General features: G+C 38.1%; 20 protein-coding genes. 10 read left to right on the forward strand and 10 right to left on the reverse strand.

Annotated elements, in window-relative coordinates; translation table 11 throughout:
- Positions 1-213 precede the first annotated feature (213 nt).
- Complete coding sequence (locus tag AC6CH7_RS19105) at positions 214-945, forward strand: RDD family protein (RefSeq protein ID WP_498264252.1); 732 nt, start codon at positions 214-216, stop codon at positions 943-945.
- Here AC6CH7_RS19105 and AC6CH7_RS19110 read toward each other — a convergent pair.
- The 5 genes from AC6CH7_RS19110 to AC6CH7_RS19130 all read right to left on the reverse strand — a co-directional run bounded on the left by AC6CH7_RS19110 (position 915) and on the right by AC6CH7_RS19130 (position 3809).
- Positions 915-1532 (reverse strand): SGNH/GDSL hydrolase family protein, encoded by a 618-nt coding sequence (locus tag AC6CH7_RS19110; protein ID WP_498264253.1) that lies wholly within the window; start codon positions 1530-1532, stop codon positions 915-917. The two genes, AC6CH7_RS19105 and AC6CH7_RS19110, sit on opposite strands and share 31 nt — an antisense overlap.
- A 22-nt stretch (positions 1533-1554) precedes the next feature.
- Positions 1555-1848: a DUF2752 domain-containing protein gene (locus tag AC6CH7_RS19115; protein WP_498264454.1), complete on the reverse strand. Its 294-nt coding sequence runs from the start codon at positions 1846-1848 to the stop codon at positions 1555-1557.
- Positions 1849-1902: 54 nt separating this feature from the next.
- Positions 1903-2379, reverse strand: coding sequence for a DUF5684 domain-containing protein (locus AC6CH7_RS19120; protein WP_498264254.1), 477 nt, complete (start codon positions 2377-2379; stop codon positions 1903-1905).
- An 81-nt stretch (positions 2380-2460) separates the two neighbouring features.
- Positions 2461-3156: a lipoyl(octanoyl) transferase LipB gene (gene lipB / locus AC6CH7_RS19125; protein ID WP_498264255.1), complete on the reverse strand. Its 696-nt coding sequence runs from the start codon at positions 3154-3156 to the stop codon at positions 2461-2463.
- 11 nt (positions 3157-3167) lie between these two features.
- Positions 3168-3809, reverse strand: a complete 642-nt coding sequence (locus tag AC6CH7_RS19130; protein WP_498264455.1) for a 4'-phosphopantetheinyl transferase family protein — start codon at positions 3807-3809, stop codon at positions 3168-3170.
- Between the two features lie 68 nt (positions 3810-3877).
- On the opposite strand from AC6CH7_RS19130, the gene dcd reads away from it, so the two are divergent.
- Genes dcd through AC6CH7_RS19150 form a run of 4 tightly spaced genes read left to right on the forward strand, consistent with a single transcriptional unit; the run spans position 3878 to position 8793 of the window.
- A complete protein-coding gene (dcd, locus tag AC6CH7_RS19135) occupies positions 3878-4414 on the forward strand; it encodes a dCTP deaminase (protein WP_048907807.1) in 537 nt (178 codons plus the stop codon).
- A 47-nt stretch (positions 4415-4461) separates the two neighbouring features.
- A complete protein-coding gene (locus tag AC6CH7_RS19140) occupies positions 4462-7146 on the forward strand; it encodes a carboxypeptidase-like regulatory domain-containing protein (protein WP_498264256.1) in 2685 nt (894 codons plus the stop codon).
- Between the two features lie 6 nt (positions 7147-7152).
- Positions 7153-7914: an enoyl-CoA hydratase/isomerase family protein gene (locus tag AC6CH7_RS19145; protein WP_498264257.1), complete on the forward strand. Its 762-nt coding sequence runs from the start codon at positions 7153-7155 to the stop codon at positions 7912-7914.
- A 3-nt stretch (positions 7915-7917) separates the two neighbouring features.
- Positions 7918-8793 (forward strand): SDR family oxidoreductase, encoded by an 876-nt coding sequence (locus AC6CH7_RS19150; RefSeq protein WP_498264258.1) that lies wholly within the window; start codon positions 7918-7920, stop codon positions 8791-8793.
- Positions 8794-8805: 12 nt separating this feature from the next.
- Here the strand turns inward: AC6CH7_RS19150 and AC6CH7_RS19155 are convergent, their stop codons facing one another.
- Complete coding sequence (locus AC6CH7_RS19155) at positions 8806-9852, reverse strand: 3-oxoacyl-ACP synthase III family protein (protein WP_498264259.1); 1047 nt, start codon at positions 9850-9852, stop codon at positions 8806-8808.
- Between the two features lie 80 nt (positions 9853-9932).
- Here AC6CH7_RS19155 and AC6CH7_RS19160 point away from each other — a divergent pair, with 80 nt between their 5' ends.
- On the forward strand, positions 9933-10214 hold the full coding sequence (locus AC6CH7_RS19160) for an ATP-dependent Clp protease adaptor ClpS (protein WP_048907811.1): 282 nt from the start codon (positions 9933-9935) through the stop codon (positions 10212-10214).
- On the opposite strand, the gene AC6CH7_RS19165 is transcribed toward AC6CH7_RS19160, so the two are convergent.
- Positions 10211-10810 carry a thioredoxin family protein gene (locus AC6CH7_RS19165; protein ID WP_498264260.1) on the reverse strand — a complete coding sequence of 200 codons (600 nt, stop codon included), beginning with the start codon at positions 10808-10810 and terminating at the stop codon, positions 10211-10213. The genes AC6CH7_RS19160 and AC6CH7_RS19165 overlap by 4 nt on opposite strands.
- 96 nt (positions 10811-10906) lie before the next feature.
- Between AC6CH7_RS19165 and AC6CH7_RS19170 the strand changes: the two genes are divergently transcribed.
- Genes AC6CH7_RS19170 through AC6CH7_RS19180 form a run of 3 tightly spaced genes read left to right on the forward strand, consistent with a single transcriptional unit; the run spans position 10907 to position 14758 of the window.
- The gene (locus tag AC6CH7_RS19170) at positions 10907-13396 is read left to right on the forward strand and encodes a TonB-dependent receptor (protein WP_498264261.1); all 2490 of its coding nucleotides are present in this window, start codon (positions 10907-10909) and stop codon (positions 13394-13396) included.
- A gap of 20 nt (positions 13397-13416) precedes the next feature.
- Positions 13417-13971 (forward strand): NUDIX domain-containing protein, encoded by a 555-nt coding sequence (locus tag AC6CH7_RS19175; RefSeq protein WP_498264262.1) that lies wholly within the window; start codon positions 13417-13419, stop codon positions 13969-13971.
- Positions 13972-14011: 40 nt separating this feature from the next.
- Positions 14012-14758, forward strand: coding sequence for a lysophospholipid acyltransferase family protein (locus AC6CH7_RS19180; protein WP_498264263.1), 747 nt, complete (start codon positions 14012-14014; stop codon positions 14756-14758).
- Between the two features lie 45 nt (positions 14759-14803).
- Here AC6CH7_RS19180 and AC6CH7_RS19185 read toward each other — a convergent pair whose 3' ends face one another.
- Together AC6CH7_RS19185 and AC6CH7_RS19190 are read right to left on the reverse strand one after the other, a co-directional pair.
- Entirely contained in the window at positions 14804-15553 is a 750-nt protein-coding gene (locus AC6CH7_RS19185) for a LytR/AlgR family response regulator transcription factor (protein ID WP_498264264.1), read from the reverse strand.
- Entirely contained in the window at positions 15550-16581 is a 1032-nt protein-coding gene (locus AC6CH7_RS19190) for a sensor histidine kinase (protein ID WP_498264265.1), read from the reverse strand. Before AC6CH7_RS19190 ends, AC6CH7_RS19185 begins: the two co-directional genes overlap by 4 nt.
- Before the next feature lie 229 nt (positions 16582-16810).
- On the opposite strand from AC6CH7_RS19190, the gene AC6CH7_RS19195 reads away from it, so the two are divergent.
- Positions 16811-16987 carry a hypothetical protein gene (locus tag AC6CH7_RS19195; protein WP_161662359.1) on the forward strand — a complete coding sequence of 59 codons (177 nt, stop codon included), beginning with the start codon at positions 16811-16813 and terminating at the stop codon, positions 16985-16987.
- A 108-nt stretch (positions 16988-17095) separates the two neighbouring features.
- On the opposite strand, the gene AC6CH7_RS19200 is transcribed toward AC6CH7_RS19195, so the two are convergent.
- Positions 17096-18448 (reverse strand): M20/M25/M40 family metallo-hydrolase, encoded by a 1353-nt coding sequence (locus AC6CH7_RS19200; protein ID WP_498264266.1) that lies wholly within the window; start codon positions 18446-18448, stop codon positions 17096-17098.
- Between the last annotated feature and the right edge of the window lie 31 nt (positions 18449-18479).

Below are 18479 nucleotides of genomic sequence, written 5' to 3' on the forward strand. Positions count from 1 at the left end.
GTGTGATAGATGCGGATTTTAATGCCGCTCAAAACATTGCTTTGCTTGGGGCTGCTGTAAATCTGCCCGAAAGATGCAATAGGTATAGTTGTACTGTACATTATTGATGTCTAAACCCAATCCATCACAAAGTGTGGTTGGGTAGTTTACTATCATTATTTTAATTCTCCTGAACATTTCTTTGTTTTAAATTTTACCTAAGTTTGAGTTTATATGGAAACAATACAGGTAAACACAAGTCAGCATGTAGCTATTGATTATCCGGTTGCTGGATTGGGAGAACGGGTGGCTGCAAGATTAATTGATCTGGGAGCTTTTATAGTAGTGGGAATTCTGCTTATGGTATTAACTGCACTCACGGGAACCACACAATCAAGCATCCTTATCATTTCCATATGGTCAATTTATGGTGCTTGTTTTGTTTTTTATGACCTCATTTCTGAGGTTTTTATGAACGGACAGAGTATAGGAAAAAAGTTACTAAAGATAAAAGTTATTAGCCTAAACGGCGGCCAGGCAAGTTTAGGCCAGTATTTTATTCGCTGGTTGTTTAGACTGGTAGATTTTGGTTTAACCGCTCAGGTTGGTGGATTAATCTGTGTGGCTGTAACAGAAAATAAACAAAGAATTGGTGACATTGTTGCCGGCACTACCCTTATAAAAACAGTTGCACGTACGGGCTTTGATCACATTGCTTTTCATCCGGTAGAAGAAGAATACACCCCCGTTTTTGCCTATGCTGATCAACTTACAGATAGAGATGCAGAGCTAATCCACGAAGTTATAAGTACTTTTTACAGAACAAATAATGCCGATTTAATTTACACAATGTCAGAAAGAATCTCAACACATCTTTCCATTAAAGTACCAGAGGGAATGAACGAATTAGAATTCTTAAAAACGGTAATTAAAGATTATAGATATATTACTTCGAGAGCTGAATAGATGCTTTTTACCCATCCGGCATACATCTTACCAGAAGGATGGAGACCATCCTTAGCAACCAGCGCTTTGTCTGATAGCGCTAATCGGGAGGCCGGCGTAATGTCCGTATAGTTAAACCCTGCAGCTAGTGTTTCTTCTTTGTTTATAGCATTAAAGGCATCTATCTCCTTAGCGATGATTTGCGGGTCTCGTCCACTTTGCAAGCCAAATGGAGTAACTCCCCAATCGGGAATGGACACCACAAAAACATGCGATCTTTTGTCCTTTGTGAAATTTACAGCGGTGTGCAGGAGCTCTTTAAACTCCTTCCGGTAAACATCTTTTGATTCACCTCGGTATTGATTATTTACGCCTATTAGCAAGGTAACAATATCAAATTTATGCTCTGGTATGCCTGAATCTTTGATTCCTGATTGTAATTCGCTGGTTGTCCAACCTGTTCTGGCAACTATGATCGGTGGGTTTATAATAAGGCCTTTTTTCGTGAGCTCTTTTGCCAGTTGATTTGGAAAATTCTCATAGCGTTCTAGCGATTCTCCTATGGTATAGGAATCGCCAAGAGCAAGATAATTTAACTGTTTGCCCATATGTGGATTTGTTGGCTTAATACTATCCATAGTGCGGATGAGGTATCCACATTTTATAAACGTAATTGATTAACACAATTGATCCTGTAATTAGATATAGTGTCTTAATTAACTTATCACTTCTTTTACCAAACCAGTAATTGGCCGACAATCCCACAATAAAAGTAATAAGAAGAGGAACTGTTGGTGGATACATATCAAAACTCTTATCCCAATCCCCTTTTAGGAGAAATATTAATGAGCGCTGAAAGCCACATCCCGGGCAGTCTATTTTGAAGATATACTTGAACGGACAGGGTAGCAAAAAAATATCCACCTTGTCTAAAAAAGAAGACCAGGCGGATAAGATATATGTTATAAATACTAACAATTAAATTCCAGGAGTTGTAGGAGGTTTGTTAAATGGATCATTGAATGGGTTATTGCCAAAAGGATTGTTAGGATTATTAAAGCCATTTTGCGCTTCCGCAGCAGATGGACCTAAATATTTAGCGTCACCAAAGCCTAATATTGGATAGAAGACAATTGGCAAAATAAATAGTCCTACTGTAAAGCCTTCTGTTTTTCCGAAGCTTTTACTTAACAGGTTCACTAGCCAAATAATAAATACAAAATTTACACACGGTATTAATAGCCAAAGTATCCATATCGTCGGTTTACCAACAATCTCAATAAGGACAATTAAATTGTAGATTGGTATTATACATGCCCATCCCGGTTTTCCGGCTTTAACGAATGTTTTCCATAATCCGGCATAGACAATAACTGACAGGATTAAACAGAAGAAAAATGTTCCGGCGCCTATTCCGGCGGCGGCGGCTGAAGAGTACTCTGAATTGTAGTCCATAGGTTTTTGAGTTTTAATTTATTATAAAGATAATCTTTAAGTCAAAAAATCAAAATCTCAAGCCCTTTTTTCAAACAGGAATCAGATTAGCCTCATATCAAACAGACTGGCAATATGATTTTTCAGCTTACCTTTAACCTCTTCCATATCTACGGGGTAGCCCAACTCACGTTGTATCGACGTTACATCCTTGTCGTCTATACCACAAGGAACAATATTTTTAAAGTAATCAAGATCGGTATTTACATTAAACGCAAAGCCATGCATGGTTACCCACCTGCTGCACCTTACACCTAAAGCACATATTTTACGTGCTTTCTCATTATCAGCATCCAACCATACACCTGTATAACCTGGATACCGGCCCGATATAATTCCATAATCATTCAAGGTTAAAATAACCGCTTCTTCAAGCATTCTTAAATAAAGATGGATATCGGTAAAAAAATTATCCAGATCAAGAATTGGATAACCCACTATTTGCCCGGGTCCATGATATGTTATATCACCACCACGATTAATTTTATAATATGTAGCCCCTTTTTCTGTTAAACCTTGTTCATTAAGCAATAAGTTTTCCGGGTGGCCGCTTTTCCCTAAAGTATATACATGAGGGTGCTCACAAAACACCAGAAAATTAGGGGTTTCCAAATTGGTATTATTTGTTCGGTTTTGTGTTTTCAAAGTGACGCTTTGATTGAACAAAACTTCCTGTTTATCCCAGGCATCCTGATAATCAACAAGACCCCAGTCTATAAATTCAACTCTCTTATTCATTTTATGAAAAGTTAAGCTACCACGTAACCTAACATATAGCCATCGTTAGTTTTAAAGTAGTGTACAGTAAGCTCCAGAGTTCCTTCAGGAAGATCAACAAGAGCTTTAAGACTTCCTTCATCTTTAAGCTTAAAGGGTTTAATATGAATGTCGCGTTTAAACTCCAGCCCCTTCCTCCCATTCCATTTATAAATGGCTTCTTTTGCACACCAGCACACATATAATCCATTAGTATTATCACCAATTTGTTTTTGGGCAAGTTCCGAGTCAGACAGAAACTTATTTCTTATGCTCTTTATTTTGTGTTTAATAAGCTCAATATCAACCCCGACCTTATTTGTCTTACCAACAATTACCGACGCGTAATCGTAAGAATGACTTAAAGAAATATGGTATCCAAGGTTAGGAAGATATGGCTTGCCGTGCTCATCCATGCGACAGTCGATATACTCAGAAGTATTAAGCATTGTTCTTAACAGCACTCTTGTGCTTAACCAGTGAAGCAACCGCTTTCCATTATTTAACGATGAAATCACATCAAGCTCATGCTGCTTCAGTTGTAAACCCGAAAGCAGCTGCTCTTCAGTTTCTTCGATTTTCCATACAGCAAGTATGGTGTCCTTGTCAATATTTTTATTAAAAACTACAGGCATCTCTATTTTAGAAAAACTATGCAAAAGTATCTTAAATTAATCATAATTTCGTCCAAATACTAGATAAAATGATACTGTCCGACAAACGAATACTGGAAGAAATAGATAAAGGAACCATTATAATAGAGCCTTTTAACCCCGAATGCCTTGGCACAAACTCATACGATGTTCATTTGGGCAAGTATCTGGCTACTTATAAAGACAGGGTTCTTGATGCAAAAGCACACAATAAAATAGATCATTTCGAAATTCCAAAAGAAGGATATGTGCTACATCCAGGCACACTGTATCTAGGTGTTACTTTAGAATACACAGAGACCCATGCTCATATTCCTTTTCTTGAAGGAAAATCAAGTACTGGTAGATTAGGAATAGACATCCACGCAACCGCTGGCAAAGGTGATGTTGGTTTTTGCAATACATGGACATTAGAAATTTCATGTGCACAACCTGTCAGAATATATGCCGGAATGCCAATTGGTCAATTAATTTACTTTATGGTTCAAGGTGATATACAAACTATGTATAACACTAAAACCAATGCTAAATACAACAACAAAACCACAAAACCTGTCGAAAGCATGATGTGGAAGAATAAGTTCTAAAGTTAATATTTCGTATATTGAGGCTTTATTTGTTAAGGTTCTTATTTATGAAACGTAAGCTAATTCTGCCTTTGTTACTATGCTTTGGGATACTCATAACTTTTGCTTACAAAGCAGATGACGATCCCTTTAGTGCATTGATAAAGAAACTTGAAACGTATATTGAAAAATATCCTCAGGAAAAAGTGCACCTGCATCTTGACAAACCTTATTATGCTATTGGCGATGATATTTGGTTTAAAGCTTACGTTGTAAATGCTCAAACAGGGAAACCGTCAACAATTAGCAATGCATTATATGTTGAATTGATCAGCGAAAAAGATTCAGTTAAAAAGCAGATTAAGCTACCCGTAGTTTCGGGATTTACCTGGGGCGATTTTAAACTTCCTGATTCCTTTACTGAGGGTAACTATCGCATAAGGGCGTATACCCAATGGATGAAAAATGCGGGAACAGAATTCTTTTTCGATAAAACCATAAAAATTGGCAATTCATGGGCTAATAATGTTTTTACAAATACCAGCTACGCTTTTAGCAAGCAAAATGCTGCGGAAAAAGTAGATGCCGGCATTAAGTTCATAGATAAAAAAGGTGTTCCATATGCGCAAAGTGATGTTTCCTACGAAGTCCAGTTAAACTTCAGAACCTTGGCAAAAGGAAAAGCAGTAACCAATGACCAGGGAGAGGTAAGCATCAGTTTCTTAAATACTCAACCCTCTTTATACAAATCCGGAAAAATTATAGCTACGTTAACGCTTCCGGATAAGAAAAAGATAATCAAAGAAATTCCGGTTAAGGCAACATCAAATGCAATAGATGTTCAGTTCTTCCCCGAAAGCGGAAACTTAGTAGAAAGTCTCCCTAATAAAATTGGAATCAAAGCTGTGAATGCTTCTGGATTGGGCGAAGATGTAACAGGATCAATAATAGATAACGATGGTCAGGAAGTTACTCAATTTAGCACACAACACTTAGGAATAGGCAGTTTTATACTCAATCCACAGCATGGAAAAACTTATGCTGCTAAAGTAAAATATAAAGACGGGTCTGAAAGCACTATAAATCTACCCAGAGTATTACCAAGTGGTTATATCATTACGGTAAACAGCAATACGGAAAATGTTGTTGCTAAAGTTTTATTGAGTCCCGATCTAATAGGAAATGGTCAGCTAAAACTGGTTGCACAAAACAATGGAAATGTTTATTTCATATCCAAAGCCGCTTCTCAAAAACAAATTATAACCACCTCAATTCCTAAAAAAGATTTGCCATCAGGCATAATTCAACTCACCTTGTTCTCTGCTCAGAACACTCCTGTTGCAGAGCGCCTTGTTTTTGTAAATAATGTTAAGGACAAGATAACAACAAAGGTTTCCACCGCTAAAGAGAGCTATGCAAGAAAGGAAAAGGTTAACGTAAACCTTCAGGCCGACTTTGCAGAAAAGCCTGCACAGGCAAGTTTTTCTATAGCCGTTACCAATATCACATCGGTAAAGCCTGACGAAGAAAACGAAAGCAATATTTTTACGACCCTGCTACTTACTTCAGATCTTATTGGTTACATAGAAAAACCTAACTACTACTTTTTACACGATGATCAAAAAACACAGCAGGATTTAGATAACCTAATGATAACCCAGGGATGGAGAAGAATATTATGGAAAAATATAATTAATAATGCAGGCCCTAATATCCGTTATGAACCAGAAAAGTCATTAAAAATTAGTGGGGTAATTACAAGTTATGGTGGCAAACCTTTACCAAACTCCAAGGTATCACTTTTCTCTTCCTCGGGAGGATTGTTCGCTATTGATACATTATCTGATGCGCAAGGCCGTTTCAATTTCGACAACCTGATTTTTAATGACAGTACTAAATTCATTGTGCAAGCCAGAACCTCAAAAAACAAAAAGAGTGTAGATATAGTTCTTGATGTTGTATCAGGGCAGGTGGTTACTAAAAACAAAAATACAGGCGACATAGAGGTGAATGTTAATGAGGCCTTATCAGGATATCTGAAACAAAGTGAAAACTATTTTGACGATTTAACTAGACGCGGAATACTGGAACGTACAATTTTGTTAAAAGAGGTCAATATTGTAGAGAAAAAGAATCCGGCTAAGAATTCCTCAAATCTAAATGGTGCCGGTAACGCCGATGCTATTATAACTACAGACCAGCTTCAGTACTGTACCACATTATCACAATGTTTACAGGGCCGTGTTGCTGGCTTGATTATTAGAAACGGAACTCCATATTTAATGAGAAACAATGGCACGCCAATGTCAATAGTTTTAGATGGTATGCAAATGGAAGGCGATTTTCTGGATAATATTAATCCAATGGATATTGAGACGATCGAAGTATTAAAATCAGCGGGTAATACTGCAATTTATGGCAGCCGTGGAGGTGGTGGTGTATTAGTTATTACCACCAAACGTGGGGGTGGCTATTCCAGTGCATCTACATTTACACCAGGGATCATTCCTTTCTCTCCCAAAGGATATTATACACCAAGAGAATTCTATTCTCCAAAATATGATGCTCCTGATAACAGACCCGATTACAGGACCACCATTTACTGGAATCCTAATATTGTAACAAATGAAAGTGGAAAAGCAGCGTTCAACTATTTCAATTCAGATGAACCCGGAACCTACAGAATCGTTATAGAGGGCATGGATATGTTTGGGAACTTAGCGCGTACAGTTTACACCTATGAAGTAAAATAAATATAAATGAATACAATTAGAGTCACCATAAAAGATCACTTAAGCATTATTACTCTTGATAGAGGTAAATCTAACGCACTTAACCGCGAAATGATTACGGAGTTAAATGATATACTTATAAACATAGCGGCTGATCCCAATATCGCAGGAGTAATTATTACCGGTAAGGAGCATTTTTTCTCTGCCGGTTTGGACCTTATAGAATTATACAACTATTCAGAACAAGAAGCCGAGTCATTCTGGCACCTGTTTTTGAATTTTACTGCGACAATAACTTCATTTAAAAAACCATTAATTGCTGCCATAAATGGACATAGCCCTGCTGGGGGATGCGTTATAGCCCTGGCTTGCGATTATAGAATAATGGCCGAAGGCAAGTACATTATTGGACTAAATGAAGTTCCCGTTGGCATAATTGTACCTAACAGCATCTTTAAGCTGTACTCATTCTGGATTGGACAGGCTAATGCTACCAGAAGTCTTTTAGAAGGGAAACTATTTACCCCGGAAGAGGCGCTGCAGGTTGGCCTGGTCGACGAGATTGTAAATCCAGCCAGTATCCTCACAGCTGCTGAGAGAAAGATCAGAAAATACATGGCTATGGAACGTAATACCTGGGAACAGAGTAAGCTCAACATTAGAAAAGATTTAATCACAGCAACCAGTGCCGATCAAAGTGAAGCATTGCAAGTAATGCTAAAACAATGGTGGGCCCCTGCAACCCGTAGCATTTTAAAAACAATTATTGATAACCTGCAAAAGAAATAAGCCATGTTCAACCAGCCAATGTTAAGAGACGATGCCTTAAAAGGAAAAACAATTGTAGTTACAGGTGGTGGTACCGGCTTAGGAAAAGCCATGGGTACCTATTTTCTGAAATTAGGTGCAAACCTGGTTATCACAAGCCGTAAGCTTGAGGTGCTCCGGCAAACAGCTTTAGAGATGGAGAAAGAAACTGGTGGAAAAGTACTTGCAGTAGCCTGCGATGTTAGGGAATATGAACAAGTAGAGCATGTATTGGCAGAGACTTTAAAAGCCTTTGGAAAAGTTGATGCCCTGCTTAACAATGCCGCTGGAAATTTCATTTCCCCAACGGAACGCTTGTCAGCGAATGCCTTTTCGTCGGTAATAGACATTGTTTTGAAGGGCTCAGTAAATTGCACCCTTGCTTTTGGCAAACATTGGATAAAAGAAAAACAAAGCGCAAGTGTTTTAAACATTGTTACCACCTATGCTTTTACAGGCTCCGCATACGTCGTGCCTTCTGCATGCGCTAAAGGCGGTGTGTTGGCCATGACACGCTCTTTAGCTGTTGAATGGGGCAAGTATGGTATCCGAACAAATGCTATTGCTCCTGGCCCCTTTCCTACTAAGGGTGCATGGGAACGGTTATTGCCTGGCGATCTGGCAGAGAAGTTCGATTTCAAGAACAGGGTCCCTTTGAAACGCGTAGGTGAGCACCAAGAGCTCGCTAATTTAGCGGCATTTCTAATCAGTGACTTTGCAGGCTATATTAACGGAGAAGTAATTACTATTGATGGCGGTGAGTGGTTACAGGGGGCTGGTCAGTTTAATGGTCTTGAAGCCATTCCGAATGAGATGTGGGATGCCTTTGAGCAAATGACAAGATCAGCAAAGGGAAGTTAGCGTTTATTAAGCTTACCACCTGATTAAAGCACTTGCCCAGGTAAAGCCAGAACCAAAAGCTGCAAGGCAAACAAGATCGCCATCTTTAATCTTACCCTCCTCCCATGCCTCACAGAGTGCAATGGGAACTGAGGCTGCTGTAGTATTTCCGTATTTCTGAATATTATTAAACACCTTGTCGTCACTTAAACCCAGTAACTGCTGTACATATTGGCTTATTCTTAGGTTGGCCTGATGAGGAATCAGCATATCGATATCTTTCTCTGTAAGATTATTGGCAATTAACGCTTCTTTTATTACTTCCGGGAATTTTACGACTGCTTTTTTAAATACAGCAGGCCCATCCATATAAGGCAATGCGGCACCGCTTTCCAACTGTTCTGCGGTCATGAATAACCCCCCAAGCTCCTGGTCAGGATATCCGGGCTTATCCTTAAGCCATTTATTTGCCGAAGCACCGGGATAATACATTGCCAAAATCTCTGCATCAGCACCATCGCTATGTAAATGTGTACTTAATATACCCTGGTTCTCTTTCTGAGTAGGTTGTAAAACAACTGCCCCTGCCCCGTCGCCAAATATAACAGAAACATTTCTGCTCCTTGTTTCAAAATCCATCGCAAATGAATGTTTCTCGCTGCCCACAACGAGTATGTTCTTATACATGCCTGTTTTTATAAACTGATCTGCTACAGATAGTGCATAAACAAATCCTGAGCACTGATTTCGGATATCAAGGGCACCTATTTCTTTCATTTTCATTTCACGCTGCAACAGAACCCCGCAACCCGGAAAATAATAATCAGGACTAAGTGTGGCAAAAATGATGAAGTCAACATCCTGTGCGGTAATGCCGGCACGCTCGATAGCAATTTTGGCGGCTTCAACGCCCATCGTGGTAGTTGTTTCTTCAAGCCTATCCGCAAAACGACGTTCTTTTATTCCGGTACGCTCCTGTATCCATTCATCGTTCGTATCCATAAAACGAGATAAATCGTCATTAGAATAAACATTTTTGGGCACATAGTAGCCAATACCGGCAATCTTTGAACGCTGCATTATATTTGAGTTTAGTACAAATTTTAAGCAAAAATAACTTTAACTGCAACATTATTTTGAAATAAGCTTATTTTTGTAATATGTCAACAGAAACCAAAGAGGAAACATTTACATTAGAAGAGATCCTTACCTCATTAAAAACAGTTCACCGCTTAATATTATGGAACGATGATGTAAATACTTTTGATCATGTAATTCATTGCATGATGAAATACCTGGACTATTCTGAAACCCAGGCAGAAAAAATTGCATGGGAAGTCCATAACAAAGGTAAATGTGCTGTTTTGGAAGGTTCTTTTACTGAAATGGAAGTTTACCGTAAAATCCTTCAGCAGGAAGGGCTAACAGTATCTGTAGATTAAGTTAAATCCTTAAATATTTCCGTTAATTCTTGTTGTGTAGTTTGGGTTTTATCCTTTGCATACCAGCCATGAAGTTTTTCGGCGATTTCCATCATATCACTGCTATCTCTTTTCCAACCGGCCAATAACTCCTGCAAAACATCAGGTCTTGGGCCCCATTTCTTAACAGCATCTCCTTTTTCATCTAGAATTAATAATACTGGAATGGCCCTGCCGCCTTTGGTTAGATGCGCATCAATCAATGGCAAATTTTTATCCCTCAAAACAAACCTGAGTTCAAATTTATCAGTAAAGCCGGTTGCTATTTTATCAAAAACGGGTACAATCTGGGCCGCATCTCCACACCATCCTTCAGAAATTACCAGAAACCGATATTTATTTGTTACGGTGTTAAGCACATTCAGGAAATCCTCGTTTAATTTCACTGTCTTATCAACCCTGTTCATTCTTTGCACATTCATTTTAGTGTAATGCAACATTGCATCAGAATCATCAGGCCCTGTGGTTTTACGTTGTAGTAAAAGCTCATCGATCAGGCTTCTATACTGCTGATAGGTCATCCCGTCGTTAGAAAAAACATTTGTGTAGTTGATCATATTTGCTGTAATAAAATAGTTACTCCCGTATTATTAAACTTTCCCTCCGTTTCTTTGTCCCTCCTTAAAGAAACCTAATAAAAAAGAAAGATCCGAATGAAGAATTCTACGTGCAAAGTACTGTTTTTAGCTATTTCCTTTTGTATTACAACTGTAAAACTTAATGCCCAAACCAATGGAGAGGGCCAAATTACGGCCAAAGTTGTAGATGCTCAAAGTAATGAAACGGTACCGTTTGCCACAGCCACTATCCTTAACAGAAAAACAAAAGCAATTATTAAAGGCGCACAAACTGATGTAAATGGTAATTTACTTATCAATGGTCTACCAAAAGGAGTATTTACCTTCAAAATAAGTTATGTTGGTTACCAAACAATGGTTAGAGATTCCATTTCTATTTCCGATGCTCAGAAAATAATTAACCTCGGCACAATCAAAATGAAGCCAGCCAAAGGAACGGTGTTAAACGAGGTGGCTATCACTGCTCAAAAAAGTGCCATTCAACTTGGAATAGATAAAAAAGTTTTCGCTGTTGATCAAAGTTTAGTTAGCGAGGGCGGATCTGCTTCCGATTTACTTCAAAACGTACCCTCTGTTCAATCTGATATCGATGGTAATGTAAGTCTTAGAGGTTCCACCGGAGTAAAGGTTCTGATAGATGGTAAACCATCACTAATAGCCGGCGGAAACGTTGCTCAAATACTGCAATCTATACCTGCCAGCTCCATTGAAAGCGTTGAGCTGATTACCAATCCATCTGCAAAATATGATGCAGAGGGACAATCAGGAATTATCAATATCGTATTAAAAAAGAATAAGAAATTAGGTTTCAATGGCTCCGCAGCATTCAGTGCAGGTAACCGAGACAATTATAATGCAAGCACAAACCTGAGTTTTCAAAACAAAAAAATAAACCTTTACGGAAATTACGGCTATCGTTATGGTAATCGCATGGGTGGTGGATATAGCAACATCACCTATCTGGACAGTCCCTTCCCTACAATTTTCGCCAATCAAAACACCGATTCAAAATCACAGGATAAAGGCCATAACATAAAAGCAGGTATCGACTATAGTATTACAGACAAAAGTGTAATCAGTTTTTCGGGCGGGTTCAATTCAAGAGATAACGATAGAAACGAATTCCTGAATATCGATAAACTTGATGGTGGTAAAAACCCTCTGGAATTAAGCAATAGAAACAATACAAACAAAGGCTTCGGGAGTAGTTATGATCTTAATTTGGACTTTAGCCAGAAATTTAAGAAACCAAGAGAAGAACTAACCTTTAATCTAAGTTTCTCTGAAGGCACAAACGACAACGATCAGATCTACAGCACAAACATCTATAATATTGATGGGGATGCAGCCAGCTCCTTGCCTGACATTCAGCGAAATGATGGAACCGGCTTTAACAGAAGCTACAATGTTCAAACTGATTATACCTTACCAATTGGTAAAGCCGGGAAAATTGAAGCCGGTTACAGAAGTCAAATTCGTTTGGCAGAAAATACAGCATTCTCTGATCAGTTAAACAACCTAACCGGAGAATACGAAGTAAACTTTGCCCTAACCAATGAGTTTAACAGCAAGGATCAGGTTCACGCCCTTTACTTTAATTACCAAAATCAGGTTAAGAATTTTGGTTATCAGGTAGGTGTAAGAGCAGAAGATGCAACGTTAGATACTCGTTTAGGGATGTATAAATTGAATCAGTTAGAATATATTCCTGGAAAAGTAGCCTATACAAGATTATATCCGAGTGTATACTTAACCCAAAAATTTAAAGGTGAACAACAAGTACAGCTTAGCTATAGCAGAAGGGTTAACAGGCCAAGAGGATGGGACACCAACCCATTTCTAGATGTATCCGATCCGCTTAACTACCGTCAGGGTAATCCCAATCTGAAACCAGAGGATGTACATGCTTTTGAGCTAAGCTATAGTAAGTTCTGGCCAAAAGTAACATTTACTTCCAGCGCATATATACGTCAAACCAATGATGTGATACAAAGAGTAAGAACAGAACCCGACGAAAACGGAATCACAATTGTAACCCCGCAAAACTTAACAAAACAACTATCAAGCGGACTTGAATTAATCGGACGGGTTGATGTGGCTAAAGCCTGGAACTTTACAACTAACATAAACTTGTATCAAAGCAAAATTAATGGAGTACCTGCTTTCGGAATTGTAGAAAACTCTGGTTTCAGCTGGAACGCCAATCTAACCAATAATTTCATTTTACCTTACAATGTATCTCTTCAGATTAGGGGAGATTACCGCGCACCTGAAGTAATGGCTCAAGGTAAAAGAAATGCAATGTACGGTGTAGATGCAGGTGCTAAATATGATTTCAAAGACAAAAAATCATCACTCAGCTTAAATATAAGGGACGTGTTTAGTACACGGAGATGGAGTATGACCACCAATGGAGTCACCTCAACAATCGATTTTAGAAGATTTATGCAAGGAACCATGGCCAATTTAACTTACTCTTATCGCTTCGGCAACAATGATTTTAAATTCAAAAAAACTAGAAAACAAGATCAGCAGGATTCCAGACCTGATGAAGAATCATTTTAGTTAATTTGTATATTGCGCGCATGGAAAATACAAACCCATGGAAGACCATCGAAAGCAATAAAATATATGAGAACAGCTGGATCGGTTTAACGGAGCATCAGGTTATCAATCCATCAGGTGGCAAAGGCATCTATGGCGAAGTACATTTCAAAAATATCGCTATAGGAATTTTGCCGCTTGATGAAGATTTAAACACATGGCTTGTTGGACAATACAGATACCCTATAAAGGCCTACAGCTGGGAGATCCCTGAAGGTGGTGGAGCTCTTTTGGCAAATCCGCTGGATGGCGCCAAACGTGAACTTATTGAAGAGACGGGTCTGATGGCTACAGAATGGATCGAAATTCAACGAATGCACTTGTCTAACTCGGTAAGCGATGAACTCGCAATTATTTATGTTGCTAAAGGCCTAACTCCTGGAGTTTCCTCACCTGAGGAGACAGAGCAGCTTGTAGTTAAAAAGCTACCTTTTAATGACGTCTACCAAATGGTTATTAATGGAGAAATTACCGATAGCATGAGTGTGGCTGCTATCTTGAAAACTAAAATTCTATTACAGGAAGGTCATTTATAACCAAAATACAGTAATTTTGTTCAGCTTTACCGTATAAACTATGAATAAGTTTTTTGGCTATATTTTTAGCCCCATCTTTTACCTGTTTTTCTTTTTAACGCTGGTTGTATTCCAACCCATTCAATGGGTTTCTTATCGTTTGTTTGGATATAAAGCCCATAAAACTTCGGTAGATGCACTTAATTTCTTTCTCACCTACTGCGACATTTTCTTAGGCGCTTCGATAACATTTAAAAATGACCAGGATCTGCCACTCAACAGGCCTATCATCTTTATTGCCAACCATCAAAGTATGTATGATATTCCAGGTTTAATATGGTTCCTCAGAAAGTACCATGTTAAATTCATTTCTAAAATTGAATTAACAAAGGGCATCCCCTCTATTTCATTTAATCTGAAATATGGAGGCGGCGCAAACATAGATCGCAAAGACAGTAAGCAAGCTATTTCTGAAATTATAAAACTGGGCAGAAGGATGAAGGAAAACACATGGTCTACTATGATCTTTCCTGAAGGTACACGCGCAAAGGATGGGAAGGTAAAAACCTTTCAGGTAGGTGGTATTGCAACCCTGTTAAAAGCTGTACCAAATGCATTGATAATTCCTGTGGCAATAGAAAATTCATGGAAGCTGGTTCAGTATGGCAGCTTCCCTTTAAGCTTCGGAGAACGTTTACGGTGGACAGTTTTAAACCCGATAGAGCCTGAAGGAAGAAACCCTGAAGTAGTTACTCTTGAAGCTGAGCATGCAATAAGAACCAAACTAAACCAGGTTGCGGCCTTGTAAGTACTATCGTGATCCCGGTGGAAGCGAAGCCCGAATAACTTTTTATCAAATATTCTTGTTATCTATGTGTTTAAAAAACTCATCACGATAGGTATCTCCAATTGGAATAATCTTCCCGAAAATAGAAATGCGACTTCTTTCTATACTCTCTATTTTATCAAGCGAAATGATATAAGATTTATGAACCCTTACGAACTGGCCCTTTGGTAAGGTCTCATCCATCTTTTTCATATTCTGCAGGGTAATAATACGCTCTGCCTTTGTATAAATAGATATGTAATCCTTTAAACCTTCTATATAAAGAATATCGTCAAGTTGGATCTTCTGGATTTTATGCTCTGTTTTAACAAAAATAAAGTCCTGTATTGGATTCAACGCCACCGGTGAAGGAGCAGCCGCAACAAAGGGTTGAGGTACAGGAGCCGGCTCTGCAATCTTCATTTGATTATGCACCTTTTCCACAGCTTTATAAAAACGATCAAATGCAATCGGTTTCAACAAATAGTCTGACACATTAAGATCATAACTTTCAAGCGCATACTGAGAGTAGGCCGTTGTTAAAATGTAATTAGCCTTTCCATTCGCTATTTTAAGGAATTGTATACCCGTAAGCTCTGGCATCTGGATATCTAGAAACACCAAATCAATGCCTCCAGCTTGAACAAGCTGTAAAGCCTCTATAGCATTTTCAGTCCGCTTAACTAATTCAAGAAACGGAACTTTAGAAACATAGTCCTCAATAATATCAAGTGCTAACGGCTCATCATCAACCGCAATACATTTTAACTTTATCATATATCAAGCATTAACTCACTAGTGTAATGGGTAGCCGAATTTACAATATTTAATTTATACCTATCCGGATAAAGTAATTGCAACCTCCGTTCAACATTGTTTAGGCCTACGCCCCCCATTTCATCTTTATTATATTTATTCTTTTTATTGGTTATACTAAAATGCAATATCTTTTGATTGGCAATGATGTTGATCTTAATCGGATTTTTAGGATCATTAGCTACCCCATGCTTAAAAGCATTCTCAACAAATGATATTAATATTAAAGGCACGATCTGTTGATTATCAATTTCTCCATTCATTGTAAATTCAACAGCTGCACCATCTTTAAATCTCAATTTTTGCAATTCTATAAAGCTTTGCACATATTCAATTTCCTTACTTAAAGAAACCCAACTGTCATTACTTTCATAGATCATATAGCGCATAATTTCTGATAGCTTTAATATTGCATCAGCAGTTTTATCAGATTTCTGATAAGCCAGAGAATAAATGTTATTCAAAGAATTAAACAGAAAGTGCGGGTTCAATTGCGATTTTAAAAATTGCAACTCCATTTCCTTCTTTTCACTTTCCAAATTACGCTGAGTATGTTCATTCCCAAACCAGTCTATCGCTAGTTTAAGCAGCGAACTAACAGCTATAAAAAAGCCCGAAATAAACAATGCACTAATTGCGTAGGTAGAAATAGGTGTATACTCGGCAACTCCATTACTGTTAAGATGCTGCAAAATAGTCTCGGCATGCAAAGTAGCTATAACCGTTTTGATGAAACTCATCATCACCATTAGTAAAATGATGGATATGATGTAAAGGCCATATCTCTTGTTCTCTTTTACCAATAAAGGAATTAACAGCGTATAGTTAATATAAAAGATAGAAATATTGATCAATCCGGAAAAGCCAAAGTTTATGGCAAGCTTATATAAAGACACTGGTTCTTTACTGTAAATAACCAATACAGTCACAAACAGAACAATAAAGAGCCAAAAGAGAAGGTGTATAATAATGGAGTTTCTACTTTTCATTATACGATGACTAAACAAAATTTCATAGGTCCAAAATAAATTAATCTGCTTGTTTAAGCAGTTCGCTTTCGACGAACTGGCATTTTTTTTCTACCAACTCGCAAAATAATACAACTAATCACAAAACTATTCAATTTAACCGTTTATCTAGGATAATATGTCCTTCGTCTAAAAGATTTTAGCAGCATTTTTTTATTTATTCTATTTGTTTCATCAAAACAAAACGATTATGAAAAAGTTAGCAAACGTATCGCCATTTTTACTTTTACTGGTTCCTGTTTTCATCATGATGATTTTAACATTTGCCACAAGTATATCAAATAGCCATAATGAAGACGTTGCTTTGAAATCTTCATCAGCCAACAAAACTGAAATGGTAAAAGTAAGCAACCCTTTCTCTAAATAAGAGATTGGTACTATATATAGGTGTATTAAACCTTGTTTAGTACACCACAAAAAATAAGTTTAGTTTTAGTTAATAGTAAGAGATGGCGGTTTAGGTCCGCCATTTTCTTTATCTGCCTGGTCTGGGCGTAATAATCAGACTTTCATGTCCATCTGCATCTGTAGATTGTACCCCAAAAAAATAGTTATCCTTAGAGTAAGCAATCGTTGCAGAGGTATCATTTACAAAAATCTTCTTTTCCCAAACTGGTGACGTAGTTTCCCGTACTAACACATAATAGCCTGAAGGAAGTTTTCCCTTCGGGGCATTCCATTTGAGCGTTGTTTTATTAGTAAGCGTTGAAGTTAACATAACTACCTCTTCAGGCGCTCCGGCCGATGAGGCTAGATTTGAAAGCACGGCCAAATTCATTCGGGCTATTTTCTGCAAATAGCCATAGTCAACATATTCAGGCAAATCGCCATATTTAAATCCATCTTCCGTTCTAATATCCTGATGCTGTCTGTTAAAATCTTCGTTCATTTCTGTTATTCTTACAGCGGTAAATCCTTGCAAAGAAAAAGGTGTGTGATCTCCCCCTCTTAAAAATCTATCTCTTCTATAAACCAATTTCACATTCAGATTGTCTACATAGCGTTCTCCAACCTCTTTAATATATCTTGAGGCCTGTCTGGCCATACCATCATTTTCTGCACCGATGGATTGGCGCATAGTTGCCTCTTCTTTGGTTTCTGCAGCAGGAACACCTTCACTAAACACCCGCACCATCGTGTTATTTTTAAGATCAGTTTCCATTCCATAAGAATTGCCAATCATATCATTATTCATTACCAGATGAACATTCCATCCTTCGTCTTTTGCTCGTTTCGCAAGGTTTGCAGCACCGTAAAGTCCCTGTTCCTCGCCAACCATCGCCACAAACATTATAGTGCTGCGAAACTGACCTTTACTCATTATCCTTGCCATCTCCAATACACCTGCCACACCTGAAGCATCATCATTAGCACCCGGAGCAAAACCTTTAATATTCATTACATCAGTAATTCTTGAATCATAATGGCCACAAACTAATAAAATCCTCTTGTCACTCGGATCTGTTCCAGGCAACACTGCTACCACGTTTTTGAGAACGGAAGGGGTAATTATTCTCTTCCCATCTGCTTTCTGAGTAAATGCATCATAAGAAACCTGTAACCGGCCTCCTCCGGATTTGCCATATTTTTCAAACTCTGATTTTATCCATGTTCTTGCCGCTCCTATCCCTGTTTTTTTACTCGAAGTATCGCTCAGCGTATGTCTGGTATTAAAGGAGACTAGCTTTCTTACCAGATTTTCCAAATTAGTTGCAGATACATCATCAACCATTTTACTGATTGCTGTGTCTTTCCTAATGATCTGTTGGGCCTTTACAACAACCGAATTAAGAAAAAGGAGAAACGTGAAACAGAGTAATCTATTCATTATCATAACAAAGGGTGTAAATATCCTGAGG

Source organism: Pedobacter sp. GQ55, from assembly GCF_059758925.1.